Origin of the sequence: Mesorhizobium sp. 1M-11 (assembly GCF_001303895.1) — a bacterium.
In the GTDB taxonomy this organism is placed as follows: domain Bacteria; phylum Pseudomonadota; class Alphaproteobacteria; order Rhizobiales; family Rhizobiaceae; genus Mesorhizobium.
Window position 1 is genome coordinate 751,865 of sequence record NZ_LJSD01000011.1, and the last position, 24,061, is coordinate 775,925.

Below are 24,061 nucleotides of genomic sequence, written 5' to 3' on the forward strand. Positions count from 1 at the left end.
CATGACCGACTTCGCAAGAACACGCAGCCTCTTCCACATGCCGGACGGCGTGTTCTATCTCGACGGCAATTCGCTGGGTCCGCTGCCGAAAAGCGCCACCCAACGCGTGCAGGAGATGATGACAGCCCAGTGGGGCGAGCAGCTGATCCGCGGCTGGAATGCCTCCGGCTGGATGATGCAGCCGCGCAAGCTCGGCGATCGCATTGGCAAGCTGATCGGCGCGCCGGAAGGCACCGTCGTCGTTGGTGACACGCTGTCGATCAAGGTCTACCAGGCGCTCGCTTCCGCACTGGACCTCAACCCGTCGCGACGTGTCGTGCTTTCCGACAACGGCAACTTCCCATCCGACCTCTACATGGCACAGGGTTTGTTGGGCTCGCTCGACAAGGGCTACGAGTTGAAGGTGGTCGATCCGGAAGAGGTCGAAGCCGCGATCGACGAAAGCGTCGCCGTGCTGATGATCACCGAGGTGGACTACCGCACCGGCCGCTTGCATGACATGAAGAAGCTGACAGCCAAGGCACATGCCGCCGGCGTGCTGACCGTGTGGGATCTCGCGCATTCGGCTGGCGCGCTCGCCGTCGACCTTGAAGGCGCCAGGGCGGATTTCGCCGTCGGTTGCACCTATAAATATCTCAATGGCGGCCCAGGTGCCCCGGCGTTCATCTATGTCGCGCCGAAACATGCCGGCAAGGTGCGCCCTGCCCTGTCCGGCTGGCTCGGCCATGAAAGCCCCTTCGCTTTCGACCTCGATTACCGCTCGGGCGCCGGCATCGATCGCATGCGTGTCGGCACGCCGGCGGTCATCGCCATGGCGGCGCTCGATGCGGCGATGGACGCCTGGGAAGGCGTCTCCATGGCCGATGTGCGCAAGCAGTCGATCGCGCTCGCCGACCTCTTCATCCGCGAAGTCGAAGCATGCTGCCCGGAACTGACGCTCGCCTCGCCGCGCAATGGCACCGAGCGCGGCAGCCAGGTTTCGTTCCGCCATCCGGAAGGCTACGCCATCATGCAGGCACTGATCGCGCGCGGCGTCATCGGCGACTTCCGTGCCCCTGACGCCGTTCGTTTCGGCTTCACACCGCTCTATATCGGCGAGCAGGAAGTGCTCGGCGCGGTCGGCGTGCTGGAAGACATCATGAACAACCGGCGCTGGGACGAGCCGCAATACCGCAAGAAAGCCCTGGTGACATGAGCAAACCCTACGATCCTTCCAAGGAAGGCGCGCAGATGTCGTTCAAGGAACGCATGTCCTATGGCGACTATCTGCATCTCGAGCGCGTGCTCGATGCGCAGGAGCCGCTTTCCAGCGCGCATGACGAATTGCTGTTCATCGTGCAGCACCAGACATCCGAGCTGTGGATGAAGCTGGCGATCCACGAGATCCGCTCGGCCATGCGCGAAATCCGTTCCGATAGGCCGCAACCGGCATTCAAGATGCTGACGCGCGTGGCGCGCATCTTCGAGCAGCTGAACAATTCCTGGGACGTGCTGCGCACCATGACCCCCAGCGAATACACCGAGTTCCGTAACTCGCTCGGCCAGTCGTCAGGGTTCCAGTCCTATCAGTATCGCGCAGTGGAGTTCCTGGTTGGCAATCGCAACACCGCCATGCTCGGGCCACATGCGCACCAGCCGGACCTGATCGCCAAACTCGAGGAAATCCTGGCCGAACCCAGCCTCTACGACGAGGCGTTGCTGCTCCTCTCGCGCAACGGCTTCGACATCGGCGCCGACGCCAGCCGCACCAGCTGGCGTGAGACGCGCGAGGAGAACCCGCAAGTGCTCGAGGCCTGGAAGGCGGTCTACGCCGCGCCGCAGAAATACTGGGATCTCTACGAACTCGCCGAAAAGCTCGTCGATTTCGAGGACTATTTCCGGCGCTGGCGTTTCAACCACGTCACCACCGTGGAACGCATCATCGGCCTGAAGCGCGGTACCGGCGGCACCGGCGGCGTTTCCTATCTGCGCAAGATGCTGGAAGTGGTGCTGTTCCCGGAATTGTGGACCGTCCGCACGGTGCTGTAGCGCTCTTGTCGCGGGCTTTGCCTTCTCCCCCTGAGGGAGAAGGCAAATGGCCCTTAATCCGGGACGACAGCCGTCGCCTGGATCTCCACCAGCGCCTCGTCCTCGATCAGGCCCGAGACCTGGACCACCGCCATGGCCGGGAAGTTGCGGCCCATGGTGGCTTTCCACGCCGCACCGATCTCCTTCAGCGAAGCGGAGTAGGCTTTGCGGTCGAGCACATACCAGGTCATGGTCGTGATGTGCTCTGGACCGGCGCCGCCCTCGCGCAGGATCGCGATGACGTTCTCCAGCGTCTGCCTGATCTGGCCCGGCAGATCGTGAACCTCGAACTTGCACTGGCCATTCCAGCCAATCTGGCCACCCACGAAGATGGTACGGCCGCGCGCTTCCATGCCGTTGGCATAGCCGATCGGTTTCGCCCAGCCCTCGGGCTGCAATACCCGATGCGGCGTCGTGGCGGTCTTCTGTTCGGGCATGGCAGTCACGTTCATGTCTACTCCAGTCATTTAGCGCATCGGCCCGAAAATCGGGATCGATTTTCGGAAAGCACGATGCGTAGAAACAAAGATTCTCTAAGCACTCTTCATCAGCTCACGGCCGATAATCAGCTTCTGAACTTCGGTGGCGCCCTCGTAGATGCGCAGTGCGCGGATCTCGCGGTACAGCGTCTCGGTAATCTCGCCGACACGCACGCCACGACCACCGAACATCTGCAACGCCTGGTCGATCACCCATTGCGCGTTTTCCGTGGCCGTCATCTTGGCCATCGCCGCCTCGCGGGTGATCGGCAGTTTCTGCACGTCGCGCCGCCAGGCGGTGCGCACGGTCAGGAGCGATGCGGCATCGATCGCCGTTGCCATCTCGCCCAGCGTGCTCTGCGCGGTCGGCAGGTCGGCAAGCGTGGCGCCGAACATTTTTCGCGACTTGGCGTGTGCCACCGCCTCGTCCAGGGCGCGGCGTGCAAAGCCGAGCGCAGCAGCGGCGACGGATGGGCGGAAGATGTCCAACGTGCGCATGGCGATCTTGAAGCCCTCACCCGGCTGACCGAGCAGGTTCGCCGCCGGCACGCGACAGTTTTCGAAGCGGATACGAGCCAGCGGATGCGGCGCGATCGTCTCGATGCGCTCTGCGATGTGGAAACCCGGCGTATCGGCATGGACGACAAAGGCGGAGATGCCGCGCGTGCCGGGAGCCTCGCCGGTGCGGGCAAAGACGGTATAGACGTCGGCAATGCCGCCGTTGGAGATGAAGACCTTCTCGCCGTTGAGCACGAACGCGTCGCCCTGGCGCTCAGCCGAGGTGCTCATCGCGGCGACGTCCGAGCCCGCTTCTGGTTCGGTCAGTGCGAAGGCCGAGATCAGTTCGCCCTTTGCGATCCTGGGCAAAATGCTCTGCTTGATCTCGGGCGAGCCTGAAAGGCTGATGGCGCCAGTCCCCAACCCTTGCATGGCAAAGGCGAAATCGGCCAGCCCATCGGCATAGGCGAGTGTTTCGCGGATCAGGCAGAGCGAACGGCTGTCGATTTCCGCAGCCGCGCCACCGAATTCCGATGGCACGCAGTGGCGCAGGAAACCACCCGCGCCCAGCTTGCGAACCAGCCCCTTGCAGGCGCCGTCGGCATCGTGATGGTCGATATGACCAAGACTGCCGCTCGCAATGAAATGATCCAGGTCGGCGGCAAGCTTCTTGTGGTTCTCGGCAAAAAACGGCCAGTCGAGATGATCCCGCGTCGGGCCGCTGGAGCGTTGCGGATGGTCCATCGTCAGTTTCCTTCGAAAACCGGCTTCGCCTTGGCGGCGAAGGCCTCGAAAGCGCGACGGAAGTCGCCCGTCGCCATGCAGATGGCCTGCGCCTGGGCCTCGGATTCGATCAGTTCCTCAATCCCCATCGACCATTCCTGGTCGAGCATCTTCTTGGTCATCGAATGCGCAAACCACGGTCCATCGGCGAGATTGCGGGCGAAACGCTGCGCCTCGGCCAGCAACACGGGGCGCTCGTGCAGCGCGTTGTAGAAGCCCCAGGCGTGTCCTTCGGCCGCCGACATCGAGCGGCCGGTGAACAACAGCTCGGCGGCGCGGCCCTGGCCGATGATACGCGGAAGGATGCCGCAAGCGCCCATGTCGGCACCAGCCAGACCGACGCGGGTGAACAGGAAGGCGGTCTTTGCTTCCGGGGTGGCGACGCGATAGTCCGAGCTCATCGCCAGGATCGCTCCGGCGCCGGCGCAGATACCGTCGACCGCAGCTATGATCGGCTGCGGGCAGGCGCGGATCTGGCGGACCAGATCGCCGGTCATGCGGGTGAAGGCCAGGAGCTCCGGCATCGCCATCTTGGTCAGCGGCTCGATGATCTCGAACACGTCGCCACCGGAGCAGAAATTGTCGCCGGCGCCGGTCAGCACGATGGCGCGTACGTCGCTCGCCCTGTGCAGCGAACGGAACAGGTCGCCCAGTTCCTCATAGCTCTCGAAGGTCAGCGGGTTCTTGCGCTCTGGCCGGTTGAGCGTGATCGTGGCGACACGGCCGTCCGCATCGGTCTCGAACAGGAAGTGCTTGGCCTTGTGGCCCTTGAAGGGGCGCTTCTTGTCCAGCATCGCGTCGGTCATCGCTCATTCTATCCTTGCTTGATTCCAGCACGCCTATCGGCGTGCAGGCCTTGCTTGCTCCCAGCACGCCATCGGCGTGCCGGTCTGTCGTCTTGTCATGCGGCCGTTCGTCAGTCGTTGGCCGACGGCGGCAGGAAATCCACGTCATGCTCAGCCGAGAGCCGCACCACTTCCTCGACATCGGTGAGGTTGTGCAGTTTCTTGAACAGGTCCTCGAGCCGGCCGGCCGGCGACACCCAGAACAGCGCACGCGCCGGCTTGTCGGACTTGTTGAAATAGCCGTGCGGGACACCGCGCGGCATGCGCACCAGGTCGCCTGCCCTGGCGGTGAACCACTTGCCATCGAGCTTCAGTTCCAGCTGTCCCTCCTGCACGAGAATGAACTCCTCCTGCGTCGGATGAATGTGCACCGGCACGAACTGGCCTGCATCGCTGTTGGTCTCGAAGGCAAAGCTCGATGCACAGGTGGCCTTCGGAAAGTAGCGCTGGCCGAGGATATTCCACTCGGTCGCTTCGTAGCCGGTGCCGTTTTCAGTGATGCCCTTTTCCAGTGCTTTCTCAGTCATGCGTTCCTCCCTTTTTAATGTTCTCAACCGGCCATGACTTCGCCGCCGGCGACCGCGATCGCCTGGCCGGTGATGGCGCCCGCCCCCTCGGACACCAGCCACAACACTGCATCGGCAACCTCCTGCGGCGTCACCAGACGGCCCTGCGGATTGGCGCGCGCAAGGCTGGCGCGTGCCTCATCGGCGGTACGGCCGGTTTTGCCAACAATGGTGTCGACCGCGCCGTCGAGCAGCGGCGTGTCGGTGAAACCGGGGCAGACCGCGTTGACGGTAATGTCGCTGCGCGCCAACTCCAGCGCCAGCGCCCGGGTCAAGCCGACGACGCCATGCTTGGAGGCGCAATAGGCCGAAACGTAAGCGTATCCGGTCAGGCCCGCGGTGCTGGCCACATTGACGATACGGCCTTTGCCGGCCTTGCGGATCGACGGTAGCAACGCCTGGGTGACGAGGAAGGTGCCGGTAAGATTGATGCTGATGACGCGGCCCCAAAGTGCTGCATCCGTGCGCTCGAACGGAGCCGAAGGCGCCTCGCCGGCACAATTGACCAGAACCGAGACCTCGCCGGAGGCGGCAATAGCCCTTGCGCTTCCCGCCGCGATCGCCGAGGCATCCGTGACGTCAAACCCATCGATCACGACAGATTGGCCACCGCCAGCCACGATCTCCCTGGCGACCTCTTCCAGCGGCCCGGCGCGGCGCCCAGTCAGCGAGACGACATGGCCGCTCTTTGCCAAAGCGAGCGCGATGGCACGGCCGATGCCGCTGCCGGCACCGGTGATGAGAGCATGGCGCACAGCGCTCATTTGCGGCCCGCCGCTTCCGCTGCGGCGCGGGCCAGGTTGGCTTCATACTGCTGCCGGCTCGCATAATATTGCTTCGGCCAGACCTGGCCGGAATAACCGACCTTCGCGGCCTCGTGCATGACGAAGGACGGGTCGGCGAGGTGCGGGCGGGCAATGGCGCAGAGATCGGCCCGGCCGGCTGCGATCACAGAATTGGCGTGGTCAGCCTCCGAGATCGCACCGACCGCGATGGTCGGCACCTGGACCTCGTTGCGGATCTTGTCGGAGAAAGGCGTCTGCCACATGCGGCCAAACACCTGCTTTTCCTGCTTCACCACCTGCCCCGACGAACAATCGATCAGGTCGGCGCCGGCTTCCTTGAACATGGCCGCGAAGATTGCGGCATCCTCCGGCGTGTTGCCACCCTCATACCAGTCGTTGGTCGAGAGACGCACCGAGATCGGCTTGTCTTCAGGCCAGACGGCACGGATCGCATGGAAGACCTCGAGCGGATATCTGGCGCGCGCCGCATGGTCGCCACCATATTCATCGTCGCGATGATTGGTCAGCGGCGACAGGAAGGCGGAGAGCAGATAGCCGTGCGCGCAGTGCAGTTCGAGGATATCGAACCCGACTTCGTCGGCCCATTTCGCGGCCTGCACGAAATCGGCCTTGATCCTTTCCAGATCCTCCTTCGTGGCGGCGCGCGGCACGTCCGAATGCGGAAGATAGGGAATCGCGGAGGCTGAGATCAGCGGCCAGCCGCCCTGCTCCACCGGTTGGTCGGTCCCTTCCCAGGCAACCTTGGTCGCGCCCTTGCGGCCGGCATGACCGAGCTGGATGCCGATCTTGGCCGGCGTGTCGTTGTGCACGAAATCGACAAGGCGGCGATAGCCTTCCTTCTGTTCTTCGTTCCACAGGCCGAGGCAGCCTGGCGTGATGCGCGCGTCTGGCGACACGCAGATCATTTCCGGGAACACCAGCGAAGCGCCACCCATGGCGCGGGAGCCGAGATGGACCAGATGGAAGTCGTTCGGCATGCCGTCCTTGGCGGAATACATCGCCATAGGCGAGACGATGACGCGGTTCGCCAACGTCAGGCCACGCGCCCTATAGGGTGTGAACATGGGCGGGATCGGTTTGCCGTTCGGCTGGGCTGGCGCACCTGCACGCTCGGCGAACCAGCGCTCATAGCCCTCCAGCCAGTCCTTGTCGCGCAGGCGCAGATTCTCGTGGCTGATGCGCTGTGAGCGCGTCAGCATCGAATACATGAACTGCTCCGGTTCCAGCGTGTCGGCATAACGCGTGCCCACCACCTCGAACCATTCCATGGCGTTGCGCGCCGCGTTCTGGATGCGCGCGACATCGACGCGGCGCACTTCCTCGTAAGCCTCCAGCACGGCCGGGATGTTCCTGGCGTCGTGGCCCGCGATGTTGAACTGATTGGTCAGTTCGATCGCGTCATCGATGGCGAGCTTGGTGCCTGAACCGATGGCGAAATGCGCGGTATGGGCACTGTCGCCCATCAGCACGACGTGGCTGTTGCCGTTGAAATGGCTCCACTTGCCGCAGATCAGACGGCCGAAGTTCAGCCAGGCCGAGCCGCGCATATGGCGCGCGTTGGTCATCAGACTGTGGCCGTCCAGCGTCTCGGCGAACAGCTTTTCGCAGAAGGCGATGGACTGGTCCTGATCCATCTTGTCGAGGCCATGCGCCTGGAACACTTCGTCAGTGGTCTCGACGATGAAGGTCGAGGTGTTGTCGTCGAAACGGTAGATATGGGCCTGGAACCAGCCATGCTCGGTGCGCTGGAAATCGAAGGTGAAAGCGTCGAAAGCCTTGGTGGTGCCGAGCCAGATGAAACGGTTCGGGCGAACCACCATGTCGGGCTGGAAGATGTCGGCGTATTTGTTGCGGACGCGCGAATTGACGCCGTCGGAGGAGATGATGAGATCGGCGTCGGGGAACTCCTCGTCGCCCGTCACTTCCCGCTCGAACACCAACTCGACACCGAGTTCGACGCAACGGTCCTGCAGGATGTTCAGCATCTTCTTTCGGCCGATGCCGACGAAGCCGTGGCCGGTGGTGCGGATCTTGCGGCCTTTGAACACCAGCTCGATGTCGTCCCAGTGGTTGAAGGCGTCCTCGATGGTGGCCGCCGTTTCCGGATCCCATTTGCGCATCGATTGCATGGTGGCGTCGGAGAACACGACACCCCAGCCGAAGGTGTCGTAGGGGCGGTTGCGCTCGACCACGGTGACATGATGTTCCGGGTTCTGCTTCTTCATCAGCAAGGCAAAATAGAGCCCAGCCGGTCCGCCGCCGATGCACACAATCTTCATGGTCATCTCCGCTCTGCTCACGGCCGGTCGGGGCCATGCGTGAACCATGAAACGATAGTGGGGCCTATCGGCAGATATTTCAAGCTTAAAATGATTGGAGACAACGATCTTTCGGCCGACGATTAAAGCTTCGCCGCCCGCCGCGTCTCAATCAGGAGCCGCCGGTTGCATAACCGCCTATTTTCCGCACCGTTCCGGAAGAGAGCTAACGCACCACTGCTAGGCCGCCTCGCCGGCATCGACACCTTCGAACGTGACGAAGGCCTGCAGAGTAAAGGAAATATGCTCCGTCATCAGCACGCGCGCACGCTCTATGTCGCGATCGAAGGCAGCGTCCATCAAGGCAGTGTGGTGATCGATGCCCATGGCGTCATGCAGCGCCGCAACCGCCTTCTCGAAGTTGCCGCCGCGTCCGCGCGCGGCGCGCAACATCGGCGCAAGGCTCAGGAAATGCTGGTGACGGCGAAGCTGATCGTAGACCATCGCCTGGAAACGCAGCAGCCAGGCAGAACTTGAGGCACTGACGAGCGCGGCGTGAAAGGCGGCGTGGCGCTCGTCCCATTCCTCAACCGCGGCTTCGGATGGATCTTCCGGTGAGAACTTGCAGCGCGACAGTCGATAGTGCGCGGTCACCACCGCCGATTCCCACTCGGCTCCGCCCTTGCGGATGGATTCTTCCAGCAACGGCAACTCGACGACTTCACGGGCCCGGATGAGGTCTTCCAGCTCTGCGCGCGAAACCGGCGCGACGGCAAAGCCACGGTTGCTCACCGCGGTGACCAGTTTTTCCGCCTCCAGCCGTGACAATGCCTCGCGCAGCGGTGTCCAGCCGAAACCATAGATCTGGTTCAGCGCACCCAGCTTCAGCGGCGTACCCGGCTCCAGCCGCGTGGTCAGAATGTCACGCCGCAGCCGCAAATAGGCCGCTTCCGTCTTGGTCGAGGGTTCCTCGTCCCGCATCACACTTCTCCTCCACGCAAGGATCATATATTTGACGGGCCTATCGGCAAAATAATATATCAAACATCCACAGCAGATATTTTATATATAAACCTTTTGACAAGGTTTGCCGACCCGCTATGATGCAATCTGGGGCGCCGGGGAGAGACGGCCGCTTGCCTAATCTGGGAGGAAAACATGATTTCGTCTAAGGCCGGATGGCTGTCCGGAATAGTACTTGCAGGTTCGCTGATCGCCAGCGTCGTCAGCGCCGCCGCAGATCCGATCCGCATCGGCATCGCCAATTTCGGCGAGCATCCGCAGCTCAACGCCTCGATCGCCGGCTTCAAGAAGGGCCTGGCCGAGAGCGGCTTCGTCGAAGGCAAGGATGTGGTCTTCACCGAAAGCCACACCAATTTCGACGCCACGCTGGTTCCGCAGATGATCGAGAAGCTGAAGGCCGAGAACCCGAAGCTGATCTACACCGTGACGACCCCGGTCTCGCAGATTGCCAAGCAGCAGCTCGCCGGCAGCGGCATCAACATCGTCTTCACCGCTGTGACCGACCCGGTCGCCGCCAAGCTGGTCCCGTCGTGGGAAGCCGGCGACACCGGCATCACCGGTTCGTCCGATTTGCAGGACGTGTCGGCGGTGATGGAATTCACCAAGAAGCTGCTGCCGGAAGCCAAGCGCTTCGGCGTGCCCTACAACCCTGGCGAAGCCAATGACGTGGCCGTGCTGGACAAGATCAAGGAAGCCGCTCCGAAGGCCGGTTTTGAAGTCGTCGCCGTCGGCGTCGACAACGTCAACGACATCCAGCAGCGCATCGCTTCGCTCAAGGGCAAGGCGGACGTGATCTACACGCCGGCTTCGAACCTGCTGCAGCCGGCGATCGCCGCGGTTTCGGCCGCTGCCCGCCAGGCCGGCATCCCGATCGTCAACTCCGACGACGGTGCCGTGCGCAAGGGTGTGGTTCCGGCCAGCTTCGCGGTCAACTATGACCAGGTCGGCCTCGCCGCCGGCAAGATCGCTGCCGAGATCCTGAAGGGCAAGGACCCTAAGGAAATCCCGCCGTTCCGTCCGGCCTACGCCGATCACAGCCCGCTGATCTCGAAGAAGGTCGCCGCTGACTTCGGCCTGAAGATCCCGGCAGCACTCGACGATTGCAAGTGCTTCGCCGACTGAGCTGGCTGGACTGAGGATTGCGTGGCGGCGCCCGGAACTGCAACTCGGGCGCCGTTTTTTCTTAAATTGGGTCAGCGCACGTCGTGGCAGGCGAGGCTCGCCACCGGATTGTTGCGCCAGGAGGTGCGGATGCTGGAAATCAAATCGGCACGCAAGGTATTCTTCAAAGGACAAGCCGACGAGAAGATCGCGCTCGACGGTCTGAGCCTGTCGCTCAAAACGGGTGACTTCGGCGTCGTCATCGGCTCCAACGGCGCCGGCAAGAGCAGCATGCTCAACGCCATTTCCGGCGCGTTGATCCTCGACTCGGGCAAAGTGCAGATCAACGAGACCGACGTGACCGGCATGCCGGTATACAAGCGAGCCGCCAAGCTCGCCCGTGTCTTCCAGGATCCGATGAAAGGCACCGCCGCCTCGATGACGGTGGCCGAAAATATGCTGCTGGCCGACCTGCGCAGCCAGAAGCGCCGGCTGCGCCAGGGCCTCAACGCCACGCGGCTTGCCGCCTACAAGGAACGGCTGGCGCTGCTCGGCCTTGGCCTCGAGAACCGGCTGGATACGCGTGTCGAACTGCTTTCGGGCGGCCAGCGTCAATCGCTTTCGCTGATCATGGCCGTGGGTGGCGAACCGGAACTGCTTCTGCTGGACGAACACACCGCAGCACTCGATCCGCGCACAGCCGACATCGTCATGAAGGCGACGGTGCGGGCAGTCGAGGCGCTGAAGCTCACCACGCTGATGGTGACGCACAACATGCAGCATGCCGTCGACTACGGAAACCGCATCCTCATGCTCGACGCCGGCAAGGTTCGCCTCGAAATCGGCGGCGAAGAGAAGAAACAGACCTCCGTCGCGGACCTGATCGGCCATTTCGCCGTCAAGACCGACCGCATGCTGCTCGCGAGTTGACCGCCATGGCCATGATCCAGGATATCTTCTCGAGCTTCGTCGCGCTCGTTCCCGTCACGCTGGCGCAGAGCCTCATCCTCGCTTTCGTCGTGCTGGGCATCATGATCCCGTTCAGGATGCTCTCCTTCCCGGACCTGACCAGCGAGGGTGCCTTCCCGCTGGGCGGCTGTGTCGCCGGTGTGCTGCTGGCCGCAGGCCAATCGCCGCTGACGGCCATCGCGGCCGCGCTCATCGCCGGCTTCGCCGCCGGCTGCTGCACCGCCTACATCCATCTGCGCTTCCGGATTCACACACTGCTGGCCGGCATCCTGATGATGACGATGCTCTATTCGATCAACCTGCGAATCATGGGCCGTTCGAACCTGTCGGTGTTCGGCATGGAATCGCTGTTCAACTGGTCGCCCTTCGGCCAGCCGGGTTTCCCGAGCACCAAGATCGTCATCGCCGGCGCCATCGGCCTGCTCGTGCTCGTGCTGCTTTATCTCTACTTCAAGACCGAGCGCGGCACCGGCGTGCGGGCCGTCGGCTCCAATCCGGACATGGCCGAAGCGCAGGGCATCAATGTCTGGACGGCGACGATCGGCGGCGTTGGCCTGGCCAGCGCTTTCTCGGCGCTCAGCGGCTCGCTGATGGTGCAGTCGCAGGGCTTCGCCGACGTCAATATGGGGCTCGGCATCCTCATCAACGGCCTCGCAGCGCTGATGATCGGTGAGGCGATCACCGGCAAGCAGACAGTGCTACGCCAACTGGCGGCGCCTTTCGTCGGCGCCGTCGTCTACTATCAGCTCGTCTCGCTGTGTCTGGCCGCCGGCATGCCGCCGCCCGACTTGAAGCTGGCCACGGGCCTGTTCGTGCTCCTGATGCTGGCGCTGCCCAGCCTGAAGCGCGGTCGGGCACCTGGTGCCGCTCGCGAGGTGATGCGGGAGTGACAACAAAGAGGCCGCGCGGTGCGCGGCCTCTTCAATTCGGGAAAAGATGGTTTGATTCTAGATCGCCGTTCGATTCGCTGTCAGGCGTTGTCCACAAGCGCGCCGCGGATAGAGCCTTTCAGCTTGCCGAGTTCCTTCATCAACACTTCGCGGTCGCGGGATGACAGCCCCTGGAACAGCGCGCCAATCCAATCGCCATGGCGGTCGGCCATCTTGCGGAATTCCTTGCGCCCAAAGGCCGTAAGCGCCACGATCTGCACGCGGCGATCCGTCGGCGACGTGGTACGGCTGATATGGCCGCTCTCGACAAGGCGCTCCACCAGCGCGGTGAGATTACCGGCCGACACCATCATGCGACGCGAAACTTCGCCCAGCACCATGCCGTCTTCCGCCCGCTCGAGCTGAGCCAGCAGATCGAAACGCGGCAAGGTGAAGTCGAATTCCTCGCGCAGCTGGCGACGGACTTCCGCTTCAATCAGCGTTGTGCAGGTGAGCAGGCGCAGCCACAGCCGCGTCTCGTCGCCATGATCGGCCGGCGCTTCGACTACCTTGGTCTCGCTGTCGAGCCAGCCTTCGATATCTGTTTCTGCCATCGATGAACCCACCCCTGCCGCATCTCGCGGGCGCCCCACCAAACACTCCGTGCCCCCCGGCACGGCTCGCAGATGGCCTCGACTCCATCCGTGATGGTCAAAGCATAAAGTAACTGCTGGGTCCGTCAATCGAAACGGACCCGGCCAAATCAGCCCGCCAACGTGCCGGGATCATCCACAAAGGAGCGTACCGTCTTGATGGCGCCGTCCAAGGCGACACCGTCAGCATCGGCAAGAGCGGCGTCGCGCAGGCGCCTCACCCAGTCCGCCGCATCGCCACGACCGCGCAGCATGGGCAGGCAGGCCAGCACCTTGTCGAATTTGGAATGGCCGCGCGCATGTGTGTCGGAATAGCCCTTGATCAGGCGCCGGCATTTCAGCACCTCGACCCCGAGCGCGTAGTCCCGCGCGTGTTCGGCTTCCGCAAGCTGCAGCCATTCGCGCATATGCGCCGCCTCGACCTTGTGCCGCAGCAGGCCGCGGCGCCAACGGCGCAGGCCGCCGATCGTCCACAACATGCCGAAGCCGAAGATCGTATCGGTGCGGATGCGGCGGCCACGATCGATGAAGCGGTTGAACGCCTTCATCATATTGGGCCGTGCCTCCAAGGCAGCCCCGAGACCGGCCGGCATCAGGCCGACCATCTCCTCCATGCGCGGGTGGAAATATTCAGTGGTCGCAAGGGTCTGGCTCTTGCCGAGATGCACTTCGTCGCGAACGCGCTGCGAGCGTCCCGGCCGGGTCTTCAGGTCGGCGACCCGGATGATGTCGTCATAGACCATGGCGTTGGCGACATATTTCGCGGCCTCCCGCGAGAAGGCGTAGCCTTCGGCCTCCTTGTCCGCAGCCACGAGGCGCTCCAGCTCCGACAGGTAGTCTTCGCCATAGGCGAGATCGAGGAAGTCGACCACCTTGCGCAGACCGGGCTCGGCCAGCTCGCGAACCGGCTGCGGCAGTGCGGCAGTGCGGGCAGACAGGGCTTCCCATCCGCGCTGCAGCGACTTCGGCAGAACCGTGTCCCTGGTCTGCTTTGCTTTCGTGTCGGACGCAGCAACAGGTGCTTCGGCACCGGCAGCCCGATCATAAGCGAGCGCGAAGGCGGCAAGGCTGGCCTCGGTTCCCTTGCCACCTGCCCTGATGGTCGCTTCGAACTGCTCGCGCGAGAAAGGAAGCTCGCCAGAGCCGGCCAGCGCGCCGAACAGGCTTGCGGAGACCACGCTGCCGGCCTTCTTGGCCATTGTCTCCATGTCGAAGTGGATCAGCCGTTTGGCGGCCTCGCCGGCACGACGTGATACCGTGTCGGAATCGGCGCGGCCGTCGCCCGGCACGATCTTTTCCGACACCGCCAGCATGCGGTGGCTGGAAGCGATCAGCGTGGTGCGATCGGGCGTCACGAAACCGCGCAGCACAGCACGGCCGGCTTCCGCGAGTTCGGCGGCGACAAGGATGTCGACGTCACCCGGTGAAGGGCTGAGCGAGAGCACAGGACTGTCATTCGGCCGCTTCGGGTCACGCGGCAGCATCTCGACATAGTAGATCGTGGCGCCGGTGCGTTGGGCGACGCCGGCCACGGAAGTCGACTGAACGTGCCAGCCTGCGCGCTGCGCGACATCGGTCACCCAACCGCTCAGCACGCCGCCGCCCTGCCCGCCCACGGCCAGGATACAGATCTTGATGATACGGCCGGTCGTATCCGGCCCTTCCGGCAGACCGAATTTCATGCCGCGACGTCTCCAAACACCGGCCGGCCGCGTTCACGCCAGCCCTGCAGCGCGGCGATGACGCGCTGGCGCAGGCCGAACCAGAAACGATCCCAGCCCGTCGGGTTGGAAATCACATCGGCCTGGTAGAAGGACGGGCACAGCACGGCGGCATCGGCCACCTCGCCGCAATTGCCGCAGCCGACGCAATTCTCGTCGATCGCTGCCACCGGATCGTCACGCAGCGGATCGTCGAGATGCTTGACCGTCAGCGACGGACAGCCGGAGAGGCGCATGCAGGCGTGATCGCCGGTGCAGACATCCTCGTCGACGCCGAACTTGGTCTTCACCATGCGCTTGCCTTCGGCAATCGCCTTCTTCTTCAGCGGCGCCTCGCGGCGCTGGCGGTTGAGCATGCATTCGGACGAAGCGACGATGACCTTTGGTCCCTTCTCCTCCGTCGTCAGCGCCTCTTTCAGCGCGTCGCGCATCGTGCCGACATCATAGGTGCGCTCGATGTGACGCACCCAGTTCACCCCCATGCCCTTGATGGCATCGGTGATCGGATGTTTGGTCGACTTGGTGCGGTTGGAGGCCCGCGAAGACAGGATGTCCTGACCGCCGGTCGCCGCCGAATAGTAGTTGTCCACGACCACGATCACGCCGTCGTTCTTGTTGAAGACAGCGTTGCCGATCGAGGAAGTCAGGCCGTTGTGCCAGAAACCGCCATCGCCGACGAAGGAGATGGACCGTCGCTTGGCCTCCGGTGAATTGAAGGCGGAAGCCGAAGCCGGGCCGAGGCCATACCCCATCGTCGTGGCGCCCAATTCGAAGGGCGGCATGATCGAGAACAGATGGCAGCCGATGTCGGATGCGATGTGGTGTTTGCCGAGCTCCTGCTCGGCCAGTTTGGTCGCGGCGAAGATCGGCCGTTCCGGGCAGCCGATGCAGAAGCCCGGCGGGCGCATCGGCACCGTCTTGGCGAGATCGTCGAAGATCGGCGGGGCCGGCACGTTGGGCGCGCGGATTTCCGGCGCCAGCAGGTCGCTGCCATGCTTGCGCATGAAGGCGCCGATGCCGGACAGCATGACGTCGCCGGAATACTCACCGGCCATCGGCAGCACGCCCTTGCCTTCCAGCTTCACCGAAGCGCCGGCCTTGTAGAGCATCGATCCCAGCGCCTGCTCGATGTAGTCGGGCTGACCTTCTTCCACGATCAGCACCGCATCCTTGTCGGCGCAGAAGGCGACAAGGTCGTCCTCGACCAGAGGATAGGTGACGTTGAGCACGTGCAGCGGCACTTCCGTTTCGCCATAGACATCGGCAAGGCCGAGCCGCTGCAGTGCGCGGATGACACCGTTGTACATGCCGCCCTGCATGATGATGCCGACCTTGCCGGAGCCGCCGAAGGTCTCATTGAGCTGGTGACGCTTGATGTAGTCGATCGCCGCCGGCAGGCGTTTGGAAATCTTTTCCTTCTCGTGCAGGAACGATGCGGGCGGCAGCACGATGCGCTGCGTGTCGCGGCGCGGATTTTCCAGCGCATCCGCCACGGTCATCGCAGGGCGGACATTGTCCTTGGCGATGAAGGAACCGTGCACATGGCAGCAGCGGATACGCACCTGCAGCATGACCGGCGTGTTGGAAGCTTCCGACAGTTCGAAACCATGTTCGACTGCGGCAACAATCGACGGCAGGTTCGGACGCGGATCGAGCAGCCAGACCTGGCTCTTCATCGCGAAGGCGTGGCTGCGCTCCTGCATGATGGAGGAACCTTCGCCGTAGTCCTCGCCGACGATGATCAGGGCCCCGCCGGTGACGCCGCCGGAAGCAAGATTAGCCAAAGCGTCGGAGGCGACGTTGGTGCCGACCGTCGATTTGAAGGTGGCGGCACCTCGGATCGGGTAATGCACGGAGGCGGCCAGCATGGCGGTGGCGGTGGCTTCCGAGGCGCTCGCCTCGAAATGCACGCCGAGCTCGGCCAGGATTTCCTGCGAGTCCGCCAGCACGTCCATCAGATGACTGATCGGCGCGCCCTGGTAGCCGCCGACATATCCGACGCCGCATTGCAGCAGCGCCTTGGTGATGGCCAGAATCCCTTCCCCGGTGAACTCCTCACCGGCTCCGAGTTTCAGCTTCTTCACCTCCTTGGCGAATGACCGTTCTGCCATGGCGAGCTTTCCTTATTTCGATGGGTCCGTGTTCGACCACAACACCGTGCCGCCGTTCTTCTCGTAGGCCATGCCTTTCGGGAACGAGATGGCCTCGAGTTGCAGGCCCCACGGCGCGAAGAAGTAGAGGATAGACTGGCCGGCGGCCGGACCTTCATTGACCGGCATCGGGCCCTTGAGCGTGCGGATGCCCTTGGCGGTCAGATATTTCGCCGCCGCATCAATGTCGTCGACATAGAAGGCGATGTGATGGCCGCCATTGTCGGAATTGCGTGGCCGTACATCCTTCTTGTCGGGCGCGCTGTAGTCGAACAGCTCGATGTTCGAACCGGACTGGCAGCGCAGCAGGGTGATCTCGTTGATCACAGCGCGGGGGTCCACGTCGACAAGATCCTTCATGAAGTCGCCCTTGTCGTCACGAAACGGACCGAAGCTCGTCGCCTTCTGGCACCCCATCACGTCGACGAAGAAGCTTTCGGCCACCTTGATGTCCGGTACTGTCAGGCCGATGTGATTGATGCCGCGAACCCCGGGCATCGGCTCGGCCATGACATGCGCCGGCCAGAGCACGGCGGCGAAGGCGGTTGCGATCAGGAAATTCTTGCTCATCTCGGTCCTCGGATCGACGCTTGGCTGGAATTTTATGGCTTCAAATCATGTGGTTGGCTTGGTCAGAACTCATGCTTGCGCACGTTGAGCAGGATCTTCTGCAAGGTCGCCACGAAGGCAGCGTGCTCGGCCGCGTCGATGCCCGCGAACATGTGATTGTAGGTATGGCGCATGGTCGGCCACAGCGTCTCGAAAGCGGCGCGGCCAGCCTCGGTGATGGAGATGCGCGTGGCGCGGCTGTCTTCCGGATCAGCGGTGCGGCGCACCAGCCCGTCCGCTTCCAGCGCGTCGAGTGCGCGGCTCAAGGTCGACTGTTCGGTGATGGCGTAAACGGCCAGTCGGCTGATGGCGAGGTTGTCGATCACCGACAACACGGCCAGCGCCCGCATCTTCGGCGTGGTCAGGCCGAGCTTGGCGAGGTCTTCGCGCAGCGAGGCATTGTAGCGCCCCATGATGCGGTTCATCAGATAGGGCGCGAATTGCTGCAGCCCGATCTCCCCGAGCCGTGGGCCTTCGGTATCGTCACCTATGATCGTGCGTTCGTTCACCGGAACTCCTTGGTCACGAGGAAGCCCGACCCGCCGCCGAGGCCTGGACCCGGATGGGTCGAGGCGCCGATATGATAAAGGGATTTGACCGCGCTGCGGTGGTTGACCGACCCTGCGAATGGCCGCCAAACGAAGAACTGGTCGATGGTGCAGGCGCCGCCATAGGGATCGCCGCCGACCAGGTTGATGTTCATCGCTTCGAGATCGGCCGGCGAATAGGCGCGCCGCGCCAGCACCGTCTCGCGGAACCCTTCGATGTGGTTGGCCAGGATCGCCTCGAGGCGGTCGGCAAATGCCTCGCGCGTCGCTTCGTCCCATGCGCCTTGCGTAGCAACCTCGCCCGCCGCATCGCCCTTGATCGTGCGCGGCGCGTCGGGAACCTGAATCCAGAGGATCGCCTTGCCTTCCGGGCACCGTGACGGATCGAGCGAGGCCGGCTGCCCGACGCACATGGTCGGTGTCGCCGGCAGCATGCCGCGGGTCGCTTCATTGTGCGATTTGGAGACGGCGTCGATGCCGTCGGTGAGATGGATGAGCGCCACCTTCTCCAGGCCCTCGGTGCGCCAGCGCGGTGCGCGGTCGAGCGCGTAGTGGAGCTGGAAATTGCCACGGCCGTGACGATAAGCACGCGTCGCATCCTTTGCCGGAGACGGAGCGTCCGGCCCGAGCAGACGCCCATAAAGCTGGCCCGGCGCAACGGAAGCGATGACGGATTTCGAAGCCTCGACCTCTTCCCCGCCGGCAAGCCGGACACCGGCGGCCTTGCCGTCACGAACCAGGATGCGCTCGACATCGGCGCTTGTCCTGATGGTGCCGCCTTGTTCTTCAATCAGTGCGCGGAAAGCATCGACCGCCTTGCCGGCACCGCCCTTGACGATGGGGGCGCCGGCCGCTTCCAGCGCAAAGGCGATGACCTTGCCCATCTGGGCGGAATAGGTGTCTTCCGGCGACAGCCCGCAATGCAGCGCCCAGGGCGCATGCAAGGCCTGGATCTGCGGCGACTTGTAGCTTGTTTCCAGCCAGCCGCGTGCGGGCGCCAGGGCGCCGCCGAAATAGTCGACAAGGCCGCGCAGGCCGCGCCGCCAGGCCTCGCGCGCCAGCAATTTCGCGGTGGCGAAGCTCCACAATTGACCGCCCAGCAGCCCGAATAGCAGTTCGGCGCTGGCTTCGATCGAACCGACATCGGCGGCATGGCGATCGCCGTCGCCCGACGACAGACCGTTGAAGGTCTTCACATTGGTTCCACGATCCGTGGTCAGCACGACGCTCGACCCGTCGGGACGCAGCGCTGCGGTCGGATGCGGCGTATGACAGAATTCAAGCCCGTGACGGGCGAGATCCTGACCGAGCGCGCCGTGGGCAGGCCCGGTCAGGAAAAGAACGAAAGTGGCCGCCATCACGTCATGCGTGAAGCTCGGAAGCGTCGCCTCGGCGCTGAACATGCAGCCGCCGAGACGCTGCTCGCGCTCCAGGAGCAGCACCCGCGCGCCCGATTTGGACAGCATCGCCGCCGCTACCAGCCCGTTGATGCCGCTGCCGATGATGATGTGATCGTAGGCCACGGTGATCAGTTCCCGATCAGGCGCGAGGAACCAGCGCCATCGCGCGCACCGGGCTACCGGTGCCCTTGACGATCTTCAGCGGCGCGGCGATCAGGATGGCGCCCTTGGCCGGCAGCTTGTCGAGATTGCACAGGCTGGCCAGACCATAACGGTTGGCCTTGTGCATCAGGTTGTGCGCCGGGAATGGCGGGGTCATGCCGCCGGCGGCACCCGCATCGGTACCGATGCACTGCGTGCCCCAGCCGATCGCGCCGCGCTCGATGATGTATTCGATGCAGTCGACCGTCGGTCCCGGCGAATGCGGGCCGTTGGCATCGGCGTTCAGGTAGGAAGCCTCGGAACCGTTGCGCTTGTCCCAGTCGCTGCGCATCACCACCCACTCGCCCTTGCCGATGGCGCCGTGCTTGGCTTCCCAGGCCTTCACGCCTTCCGCGGTGAGCAGAAAGTCGTTGTCGGCAGCGGACTCGGCCGAGCAGTCGATCACATTGACCGGTGCAACATAGTTACGAACCGGAATCGTGTCCGTGTAGCCGTCTGAATATTCCTTGCCGGTGATCCAGTGATGCGGCGCATCGAAATGCGTGCCGGAATGCTCACCGATCTTCAGCCAGTTCCAGGCCCAGAACGGACCATTCTTGTCGTATTCCGAGATGGTGTGGATCTCGATCTTGGGCGTGTCCACCGCGAAGTCCGGCGGCAGCTTGAGAAGCGGGGTATCGGGCCCGAGCGGCGCCGACAGGTCGACGACGTCCACCTGTCCACTCACCAGAAGCTCGGCCAGGCTGGCGAGCGCGTTTGCAGCGGTCATGTTCAATCCTCCTGATTGCGTGTTCTTCATTCTTTTGACCGGCCACCAGGCAATCGCGGCGGCTCCGGTTTTTCCCGAAGATCAGGCTAGACGAGTTTAGATGCATATGCAAATATCATTTTAAGGGTGAACTAATTCCATGACCAAATATGACGCCATTTTCATTGGCGCGGGACACAACGCACTTGCCTGTGCGACGCATCTCGCCAAACGCGGCTGGAAGGTCGGGCTGTTCGAAGCCGCCGACCGTCCTGGCGGTGCCGTCAAGACGCTCGAACTGACCGAGCCTGGCTTCCGCCACGACCTTGCAGCCATGAACCTCAGCCTGTTCGCAGGCTCAGCATTCAATAGGGTTTACGGCGCCGAACTGGCGCAACGCGGGCTGGAATTCGCGCCGGTGCAAGACTGTTTCGCCTCGGTGTTCCCGGACGGCCGCTGGGTGGGCGTGTCCACCGATCTGGCAACGACCGCAGCCCGCATCCGCGCTTTTTCGGCACGCGACGGGGAGACCTGGGAGACACTGGTCAAGGCCTTTCCAGTACGGGCGGAACGGATCTTCTCGATCCTCGGCAGCTCGATGAAAAAGCGTGCACTTGCACGTATCCTGTTTTCGCTGCTGCGCAAGGAGGGCCTCGCCGGCACACTCGATCTCGGCCGTTTCCTGCTCTCCTCGCCACGCGCCTGGCTGGACGAGACGTTTGAAAGCAGTGAAGTGAAAGCGCTGCTTGGCGCATGGGGCATGCACCTGGATTTCGCGCCTGATATCGCCGGCGGCGCCGTCTTCCCCTACCTCGAAGGCATGGCCAACCAGAGCTTCGGCATGGTGCTGGGCAAAGGCGGCGCGGATACCATCATCAAGGCTCTGACGGCCATGGTCCAAGCCCATGGCGGCACCCTCGAGTGCAACGCCCGCGTCGAGCGCGTCGTCACGGCCGGCGGCCGGGCAACCGGTGTGGTGCTGGCGGACGGGCGTCACATCGAGGCCAGCCGCGCCGTCATCGCAACTGTTTCGCCGAAAGCCCTGGCCGGGCTGTTGCCTGAAGGCTCCGGCAATGCCGGCTTCGACCAGAAGATGCGGAATTTCCGCCATGCGCCCGGCACCATGATGATCCACCTGGCGGTGGATTCATTGCCGGACTGGGCCGACCCTGCCCTGCAGCGCTTCGCCTATGTGCATGTCGCCCCGTCGCTGGACGTCATGGCGCGCGCCTATCAGGAAGCGCAGGCCGGCCTGCTGCCGGCCGAACCGGTGATCGTGGTCGGCCAGCCGACAGCGGTCGATCCGGTCCGCGCCCCGGACGGCAAGCACATATTGTGGCTGCAGACACGCGTCGTGCCGGCCGAGATCAAGGGTGACGCGGCGGGCATCATTGAGGACAGCGACTGGGCAACGGTGCGCGAGGCCTATGCAGACCGCGCGATCGCCATCATCGAACGTTACGCGCCGGGCCTTTCCGCCAGGATCATCAAACGCACGGTGGTGAGCCCGCTCGATCTCGAAAGCGGCAACGCCAATCTGGTCGGCGGCGACCAGATCTGCGGCAGCCATCATCTTTCGCAGAACTTCCTGTTCCGGCCGGCGCCGGGTTTGGCCGACTGGAGCACGCCGGTACGCAATTTTCATCTGGCCGGTGCTGCGACCTGGCCGGGCGCAGGCGTCGGCGCAGGTTCGGGCTTTCTGCTCGCGCAGCAACTGGCAGGCAGCTGAGCAAAATCTGCAAACAAAGCCCGCGGCGAGCGGGCTCCAGAGGTGGGAGGACCAATATGAAGCGCAAGGCGATCAACCCCGACAGCATGTACAAGTCGCTGCCGTTCGGGTTTTCCCATGCCGTCGAGCAGAACAGCGGGCGCACCCTGCACATGGCAGGCCAGGTGGCCTGGAACAGCGCCGGCGAACTCGTCGGCCCCGGTGACCTTGCCGCGCAGGCACGCCAGGCATTGGCCAATCTCAAGACCGTCCTGGCGGAGGTGGGCGGCACGCCGGCCGATGTGGTCCGGCTGCGGACCTATGTCGTCAACCACACACCCGACAAGCTTGGTCCTATCGAAGCCGAAATCAGGGCCTTCTTCGGCGACGTCACGCCTGCAGCCAACACGCTGATCGGTGTCCAAACGCTGGCCATGCCGGAATTTCTCATCGAGATCGAGGCCACGGCGGCTCTTTGACCAGGCCGCTCGGCGCCTCGCGCGACAATCAATAACGGGCATCAAATAATGGGGAACATGACCATGAACGGAAATCCAAACAGACGCACTCTGCTCAAACTGGCGGGTGCCGGTGTCGCTGCCGCCAGCCTGGCGCTGCCGGGCAAGGTTTTTGCCCAGGGCAAGGACGAACTCACCATCGCCTACAACGTCAACCTGCCTTCGTGGGATCCGACGGTCGGCCCATCGGCGGTGAACCCGACCATCCAGGGTTTTTACCAGTCCGTCTTCGACATGTTCATCCACCAGAACCCGGATCTCTCCTTCGCACCGGGACTGATCACCGAATGGGGCTGGAACGACGACCGCTCCAAGATCTTCCTGGTCGTCCGCGAAGGCGTCAAATGGCATGACGGCAGCCCTTTCACGGCCGAGGACGTCGCCTGGTCTCTGGCGCGCGCCGGCAAGGCCGAGACCGGCAATCCGATCCAGTTCGTCTGGTCGAAGGTCGGCAACTTCAAGGTCGATGGCAACCGCGTCGAGGCAGACGTGATCGAGTTCGAGCCCACGATCTTCAAGTGGATGTCGTTCCTGACCGGCTATGTCCTGCCGAAGGCCTATTATGAAAAGGTCGGCGCGGAAGGTTTCGAGGCCAAGCCGATCGGTACCGGCCCCTATATGGTCGATCGCTACGAGCGCAACGCCTTCGTGCGGTTGAAGGCCAATCCCGACTATTGGGGCGGCAAGCCGGATTTCGAAACCGTGACCATCAAGTTCGTCACCGACGCAGCAAGCCGCGTCGCCGAAGTCGAATCCGGCAATTCCGACGTGACGCTGGAAATCCCCTATGAGGAGTATGACCGGCTGATCGGCGGTACGCTCAAGGGCAGTTGCGAAACCGTCTCCGACATCGCGATGATCTTCATCAACGACGTCGACCCGATGCTGGACAAGAATGTGCGCCTCGGCGCCATCAAGGCCATCGACAAGCAGTTGCTGATCGACCGCCTGCTGCGTGGCTATGGCGTGCCGCTGTCAACGCTGGAGACGCCGGAATACGCAGCCTATGACGCCTCGATCAAGGTCGAGCCGAATGTCGAGGAAGCCAAGACGCTGCTCGCCGCTTCCGGCTACTCGCCCGAGAAGCCGGTGAAGTTCAAGATCCAGACCACGCGCGGCTTCAAGCCGAAGGACTACGAGATGATCCAGGCGATCGTCGGTATGTGGCGCAAGGTCGGCATCGAAGCGGAGATCGAGGTCTACGAGATCGCGCAGCACTACGAACTGCGCGCCGCCGACAAGCTGGCACCGGCAGCCTTCTACAACTGGGGCAACGCCGTCGGCGATCCGACGACGTCGACCGGCTTTGCCATGTTCGGCCCGAGCCCGCACTCGGTCTGGGACGGCAAGGATCTCGTCGACCGCATCATCCCGCTGTGGGGCGAGAAGGACGAGGCCAAGCGCATCCAGGGCTGGAAGGACGTCGACCGTTACATCGCCGAGGAAGGGCTGGTGATCCCGCTGCTGCAATATGCGCAGCCGATCGTGCACCGCGAAGGCCTGAAGGTGACGCCGCACAAGTCGGGTGCGCTGCTGCCGCACCTGATCAAGCGCGCATAAACTGAAACCTCGGCCCGGTC

Annotated in this window: 22 protein-coding genes; 8 read left to right on the forward strand and 14 right to left on the reverse strand. The window is 63.5% G+C overall.

Annotated elements, in window-relative coordinates:
* Window position 1 precedes the first annotated feature (1 nt).
* On the forward strand, window positions 2-1,195 hold the full coding sequence (gene kynU, locus AO692_RS07380) for a kynureninase (RefSeq protein ID WP_054309361.1): 1,194 nt from the start codon (window positions 2-4) through the stop codon (window positions 1,193-1,195).
* Window positions 1,192-2,028 carry a tryptophan 2,3-dioxygenase gene (gene kynA, locus AO692_RS07385; RefSeq protein WP_054309362.1) on the forward strand — a complete coding sequence of 279 codons (837 nt, stop codon included), beginning with the start codon at window positions 1,192-1,194 and terminating at the stop codon, window positions 2,026-2,028. The genes kynU and kynA overlap by 4 nt, the downstream gene beginning before the upstream one ends.
* A gap of 53 nt (window positions 2,029-2,081) precedes the next feature.
* Here kynA and AO692_RS07390 read toward each other — a convergent pair whose 3' ends face one another.
* The 7 genes from AO692_RS07390 to AO692_RS07420 form a co-directional block, all read right to left on the reverse strand.
* Entirely contained in the window at window positions 2,082-2,519 is a 438-nt protein-coding gene (locus tag AO692_RS07390; RefSeq protein WP_244483270.1) for a RidA family protein, read from the reverse strand.
* Window positions 2,520-2,600: 81 nt separating this feature from the next.
* Entirely contained in the window at window positions 2,601-3,788 is a 1,188-nt protein-coding gene (locus AO692_RS07395; RefSeq protein ID WP_054309363.1) for an acyl-CoA dehydrogenase family protein, read from the reverse strand.
* Window positions 3,789-3,790: 2 nt separating this feature from the next.
* Window positions 3,791-4,633, reverse strand: a complete 843-nt coding sequence (locus AO692_RS07400) for an enoyl-CoA hydratase family protein (protein WP_054309364.1) — start codon at window positions 4,631-4,633, stop codon at window positions 3,791-3,793.
* A 110-nt stretch (window positions 4,634-4,743) separates the two neighbouring features.
* Window positions 4,744-5,199 (reverse strand): cupin domain-containing protein, encoded by a 456-nt coding sequence (locus tag AO692_RS07405; protein WP_054309365.1) that lies wholly within the window; start codon window positions 5,197-5,199, stop codon window positions 4,744-4,746.
* A 23-nt stretch (window positions 5,200-5,222) separates the two neighbouring features.
* The gene (locus tag AO692_RS07410) at window positions 5,223-6,002 is read right to left on the reverse strand and encodes an SDR family NAD(P)-dependent oxidoreductase (protein ID WP_054309366.1); all 780 of its coding nucleotides are present in this window, start codon (window positions 6,000-6,002) and stop codon (window positions 5,223-5,225) included.
* Window positions 5,999-8,323, reverse strand: a complete 2,325-nt coding sequence (locus AO692_RS07415) for a bifunctional salicylyl-CoA 5-hydroxylase/oxidoreductase (RefSeq protein WP_054309367.1) — start codon at window positions 8,321-8,323, stop codon at window positions 5,999-6,001. Before AO692_RS07415 ends, AO692_RS07410 begins: the two co-directional genes overlap by 4 nt.
* 219 nt (window positions 8,324-8,542) lie before the next feature.
* The gene (locus AO692_RS07420) at window positions 8,543-9,283 is read right to left on the reverse strand and encodes a GntR family transcriptional regulator (protein ID WP_054309368.1); all 741 of its coding nucleotides are present in this window, start codon (window positions 9,281-9,283) and stop codon (window positions 8,543-8,545) included.
* 177 nt (window positions 9,284-9,460) lie between these two features.
* Here AO692_RS07420 and AO692_RS07425 point away from each other — a divergent pair, with 177 nt between their 5' ends.
* From AO692_RS07425 to AO692_RS07435, 3 genes are all read left to right on the forward strand, one after another.
* Window positions 9,461-10,447, forward strand: a complete 987-nt coding sequence (locus AO692_RS07425; RefSeq protein WP_054309369.1) for an ABC transporter substrate-binding protein — start codon at window positions 9,461-9,463, stop codon at window positions 10,445-10,447.
* 129 nt (window positions 10,448-10,576) lie between these two features.
* Window positions 10,577-11,356: an ABC transporter ATP-binding protein gene (locus tag AO692_RS07430; RefSeq protein ID WP_054309370.1), complete on the forward strand. Its 780-nt coding sequence runs from the start codon at window positions 10,577-10,579 to the stop codon at window positions 11,354-11,356.
* Window positions 11,357-11,361: 5 nt separating this feature from the next.
* Window positions 11,362-12,285, forward strand: a complete 924-nt coding sequence (locus AO692_RS07435; protein WP_054309371.1) for an ABC transporter permease — start codon at window positions 11,362-11,364, stop codon at window positions 12,283-12,285.
* 80 nt (window positions 12,286-12,365) lie between these two features.
* On the opposite strand, the gene AO692_RS07440 is transcribed toward AO692_RS07435, so the two are convergent.
* The 7 genes from AO692_RS07440 to AO692_RS07470 form a co-directional block, all read right to left on the reverse strand.
* Window positions 12,366-12,878: a MarR family transcriptional regulator gene (locus tag AO692_RS07440; RefSeq protein ID WP_054309372.1), complete on the reverse strand. Its 513-nt coding sequence runs from the start codon at window positions 12,876-12,878 to the stop codon at window positions 12,366-12,368.
* Window positions 12,879-13,027: 149 nt separating this feature from the next.
* On the reverse strand, window positions 13,028-14,599 hold the full coding sequence (locus tag AO692_RS07445; protein ID WP_054309373.1) for an indolepyruvate oxidoreductase subunit beta family protein: 1,572 nt from the start codon (window positions 14,597-14,599) through the stop codon (window positions 13,028-13,030).
* Complete coding sequence (locus AO692_RS07450; protein ID WP_054309374.1) at window positions 14,596-16,749, reverse strand: indolepyruvate ferredoxin oxidoreductase subunit alpha; 2,154 nt, start codon at window positions 16,747-16,749, stop codon at window positions 14,596-14,598. The genes AO692_RS07445 and AO692_RS07450 overlap by 4 nt, the downstream gene beginning before the upstream one ends.
* A 12-nt stretch (window positions 16,750-16,761) precedes the next feature.
* On the reverse strand, window positions 16,762-17,298 hold the full coding sequence (locus AO692_RS07455) for a VOC family protein (protein ID WP_244483283.1): 537 nt from the start codon (window positions 17,296-17,298) through the stop codon (window positions 16,762-16,764).
* Between the two features lie 122 nt (window positions 17,299-17,420).
* Entirely contained in the window at window positions 17,421-17,906 is a 486-nt protein-coding gene (locus AO692_RS07460; RefSeq protein ID WP_244483271.1) for a MarR family transcriptional regulator, read from the reverse strand.
* On the reverse strand, window positions 17,903-19,468 hold the full coding sequence (locus AO692_RS07465; protein ID WP_082407240.1) for an NAD(P)/FAD-dependent oxidoreductase: 1,566 nt from the start codon (window positions 19,466-19,468) through the stop codon (window positions 17,903-17,905). Before AO692_RS07465 ends, AO692_RS07460 begins: the two co-directional genes overlap by 4 nt.
* A 16-nt stretch (window positions 19,469-19,484) precedes the next feature.
* Window positions 19,485-20,276, reverse strand: a complete 792-nt coding sequence (locus tag AO692_RS07470; protein WP_054309376.1) for a cyclase family protein — start codon at window positions 20,274-20,276, stop codon at window positions 19,485-19,487.
* 139 nt (window positions 20,277-20,415) lie between these two features.
* Here AO692_RS07470 and AO692_RS07475 point away from each other — a divergent pair, with 139 nt between their 5' ends.
* Genes AO692_RS07475 through AO692_RS07485 form a run of 3 tightly spaced genes read left to right on the forward strand, consistent with a single transcriptional unit; the run spans window position 20,416 to window position 24,041 of the window.
* Complete coding sequence (locus AO692_RS07475; RefSeq protein ID WP_054309377.1) at window positions 20,416-21,984, forward strand: NAD(P)/FAD-dependent oxidoreductase; 1,569 nt, start codon at window positions 20,416-20,418, stop codon at window positions 21,982-21,984.
* A 56-nt stretch (window positions 21,985-22,040) separates the two neighbouring features.
* Window positions 22,041-22,442 (forward strand): RidA family protein, encoded by a 402-nt coding sequence (locus AO692_RS07480; protein WP_054309378.1) that lies wholly within the window; start codon window positions 22,041-22,043, stop codon window positions 22,440-22,442.
* 57 nt (window positions 22,443-22,499) lie between these two features.
* Window positions 22,500-24,041 carry an ABC transporter substrate-binding protein gene (locus AO692_RS07485; RefSeq protein WP_054309379.1) on the forward strand — a complete coding sequence of 514 codons (1,542 nt, stop codon included), beginning with the start codon at window positions 22,500-22,502 and terminating at the stop codon, window positions 24,039-24,041.
* Window positions 24,042-24,061: the final 20 nt, after the last annotated feature.

Coding starts and splice junctions, on each gene's coding strand:
- kynU (WP_054309361.1), top strand. CDS start 2: ATGACCGACTTCGCAAGAACACGCAGCCTCTTCCACATGCCGGACGGC.
- kynA (WP_054309362.1), top strand. CDS start 1,192: ATGAGCAAACCCTACGATCCTTCCAAGGAAGGCGCGCAGATGTCGTTC.
- AO692_RS07390 (WP_244483270.1), bottom strand. CDS start 2,519: ATGAACGTGACTGCCATGCCCGAACAGAAGACCGCCACGACGCCGCAT.
- AO692_RS07395 (WP_054309363.1), bottom strand. CDS start 3,788: ATGGACCATCCGCAACGCTCCAGCGGCCCGACGCGGGATCATCTCGAC.
- AO692_RS07400 (WP_054309364.1), bottom strand. CDS start 4,633: ATGACCGACGCGATGCTGGACAAGAAGCGCCCCTTCAAGGGCCACAAG.
- AO692_RS07405 (WP_054309365.1), bottom strand. CDS start 5,199: ATGACTGAGAAAGCACTGGAAAAGGGCATCACTGAAAACGGCACCGGC.
- AO692_RS07410 (WP_054309366.1), bottom strand. CDS start 6,002: ATGAGCGCTGTGCGCCATGCTCTCATCACCGGTGCCGGCAGCGGCATC.
- AO692_RS07415 (WP_054309367.1), bottom strand. CDS start 8,323: ATGAAGATTGTGTGCATCGGCGGCGGACCGGCTGGGCTCTATTTTGCC.
- AO692_RS07420 (WP_054309368.1), bottom strand. CDS start 9,283: ATGCGGGACGAGGAACCCTCGACCAAGACGGAAGCGGCCTATTTGCGG.
- AO692_RS07425 (WP_054309369.1), top strand. CDS start 9,461: ATGATTTCGTCTAAGGCCGGATGGCTGTCCGGAATAGTACTTGCAGGT.
- AO692_RS07430 (WP_054309370.1), top strand. CDS start 10,577: ATGCTGGAAATCAAATCGGCACGCAAGGTATTCTTCAAAGGACAAGCC.
- AO692_RS07435 (WP_054309371.1), top strand. CDS start 11,362: ATGGCCATGATCCAGGATATCTTCTCGAGCTTCGTCGCGCTCGTTCCC.
- AO692_RS07440 (WP_054309372.1), bottom strand. CDS start 12,878: ATGGCAGAAACAGATATCGAAGGCTGGCTCGACAGCGAGACCAAGGTA.
- AO692_RS07445 (WP_054309373.1), bottom strand. CDS start 14,599: ATGAAATTCGGTCTGCCGGAAGGGCCGGATACGACCGGCCGTATCATC.
- AO692_RS07450 (WP_054309374.1), bottom strand. CDS start 16,749: ATGGCAGAACGGTCATTCGCCAAGGAGGTGAAGAAGCTGAAACTCGGA.
- AO692_RS07455 (WP_244483283.1), bottom strand. CDS start 17,298: ATGGCCGAGCCGATGCCCGGGGTTCGCGGCATCAATCACATCGGCCTG.
- AO692_RS07470 (WP_054309376.1), bottom strand. CDS start 20,276: ATGACCGCTGCAAACGCGCTCGCCAGCCTGGCCGAGCTTCTGGTGAGT.
- AO692_RS07475 (WP_054309377.1), top strand. CDS start 20,416: ATGACCAAATATGACGCCATTTTCATTGGCGCGGGACACAACGCACTT.
- AO692_RS07480 (WP_054309378.1), top strand. CDS start 22,041: ATGAAGCGCAAGGCGATCAACCCCGACAGCATGTACAAGTCGCTGCCG.
- AO692_RS07485 (WP_054309379.1), top strand. CDS start 22,500: ATGACCATGAACGGAAATCCAAACAGACGCACTCTGCTCAAACTGGCG.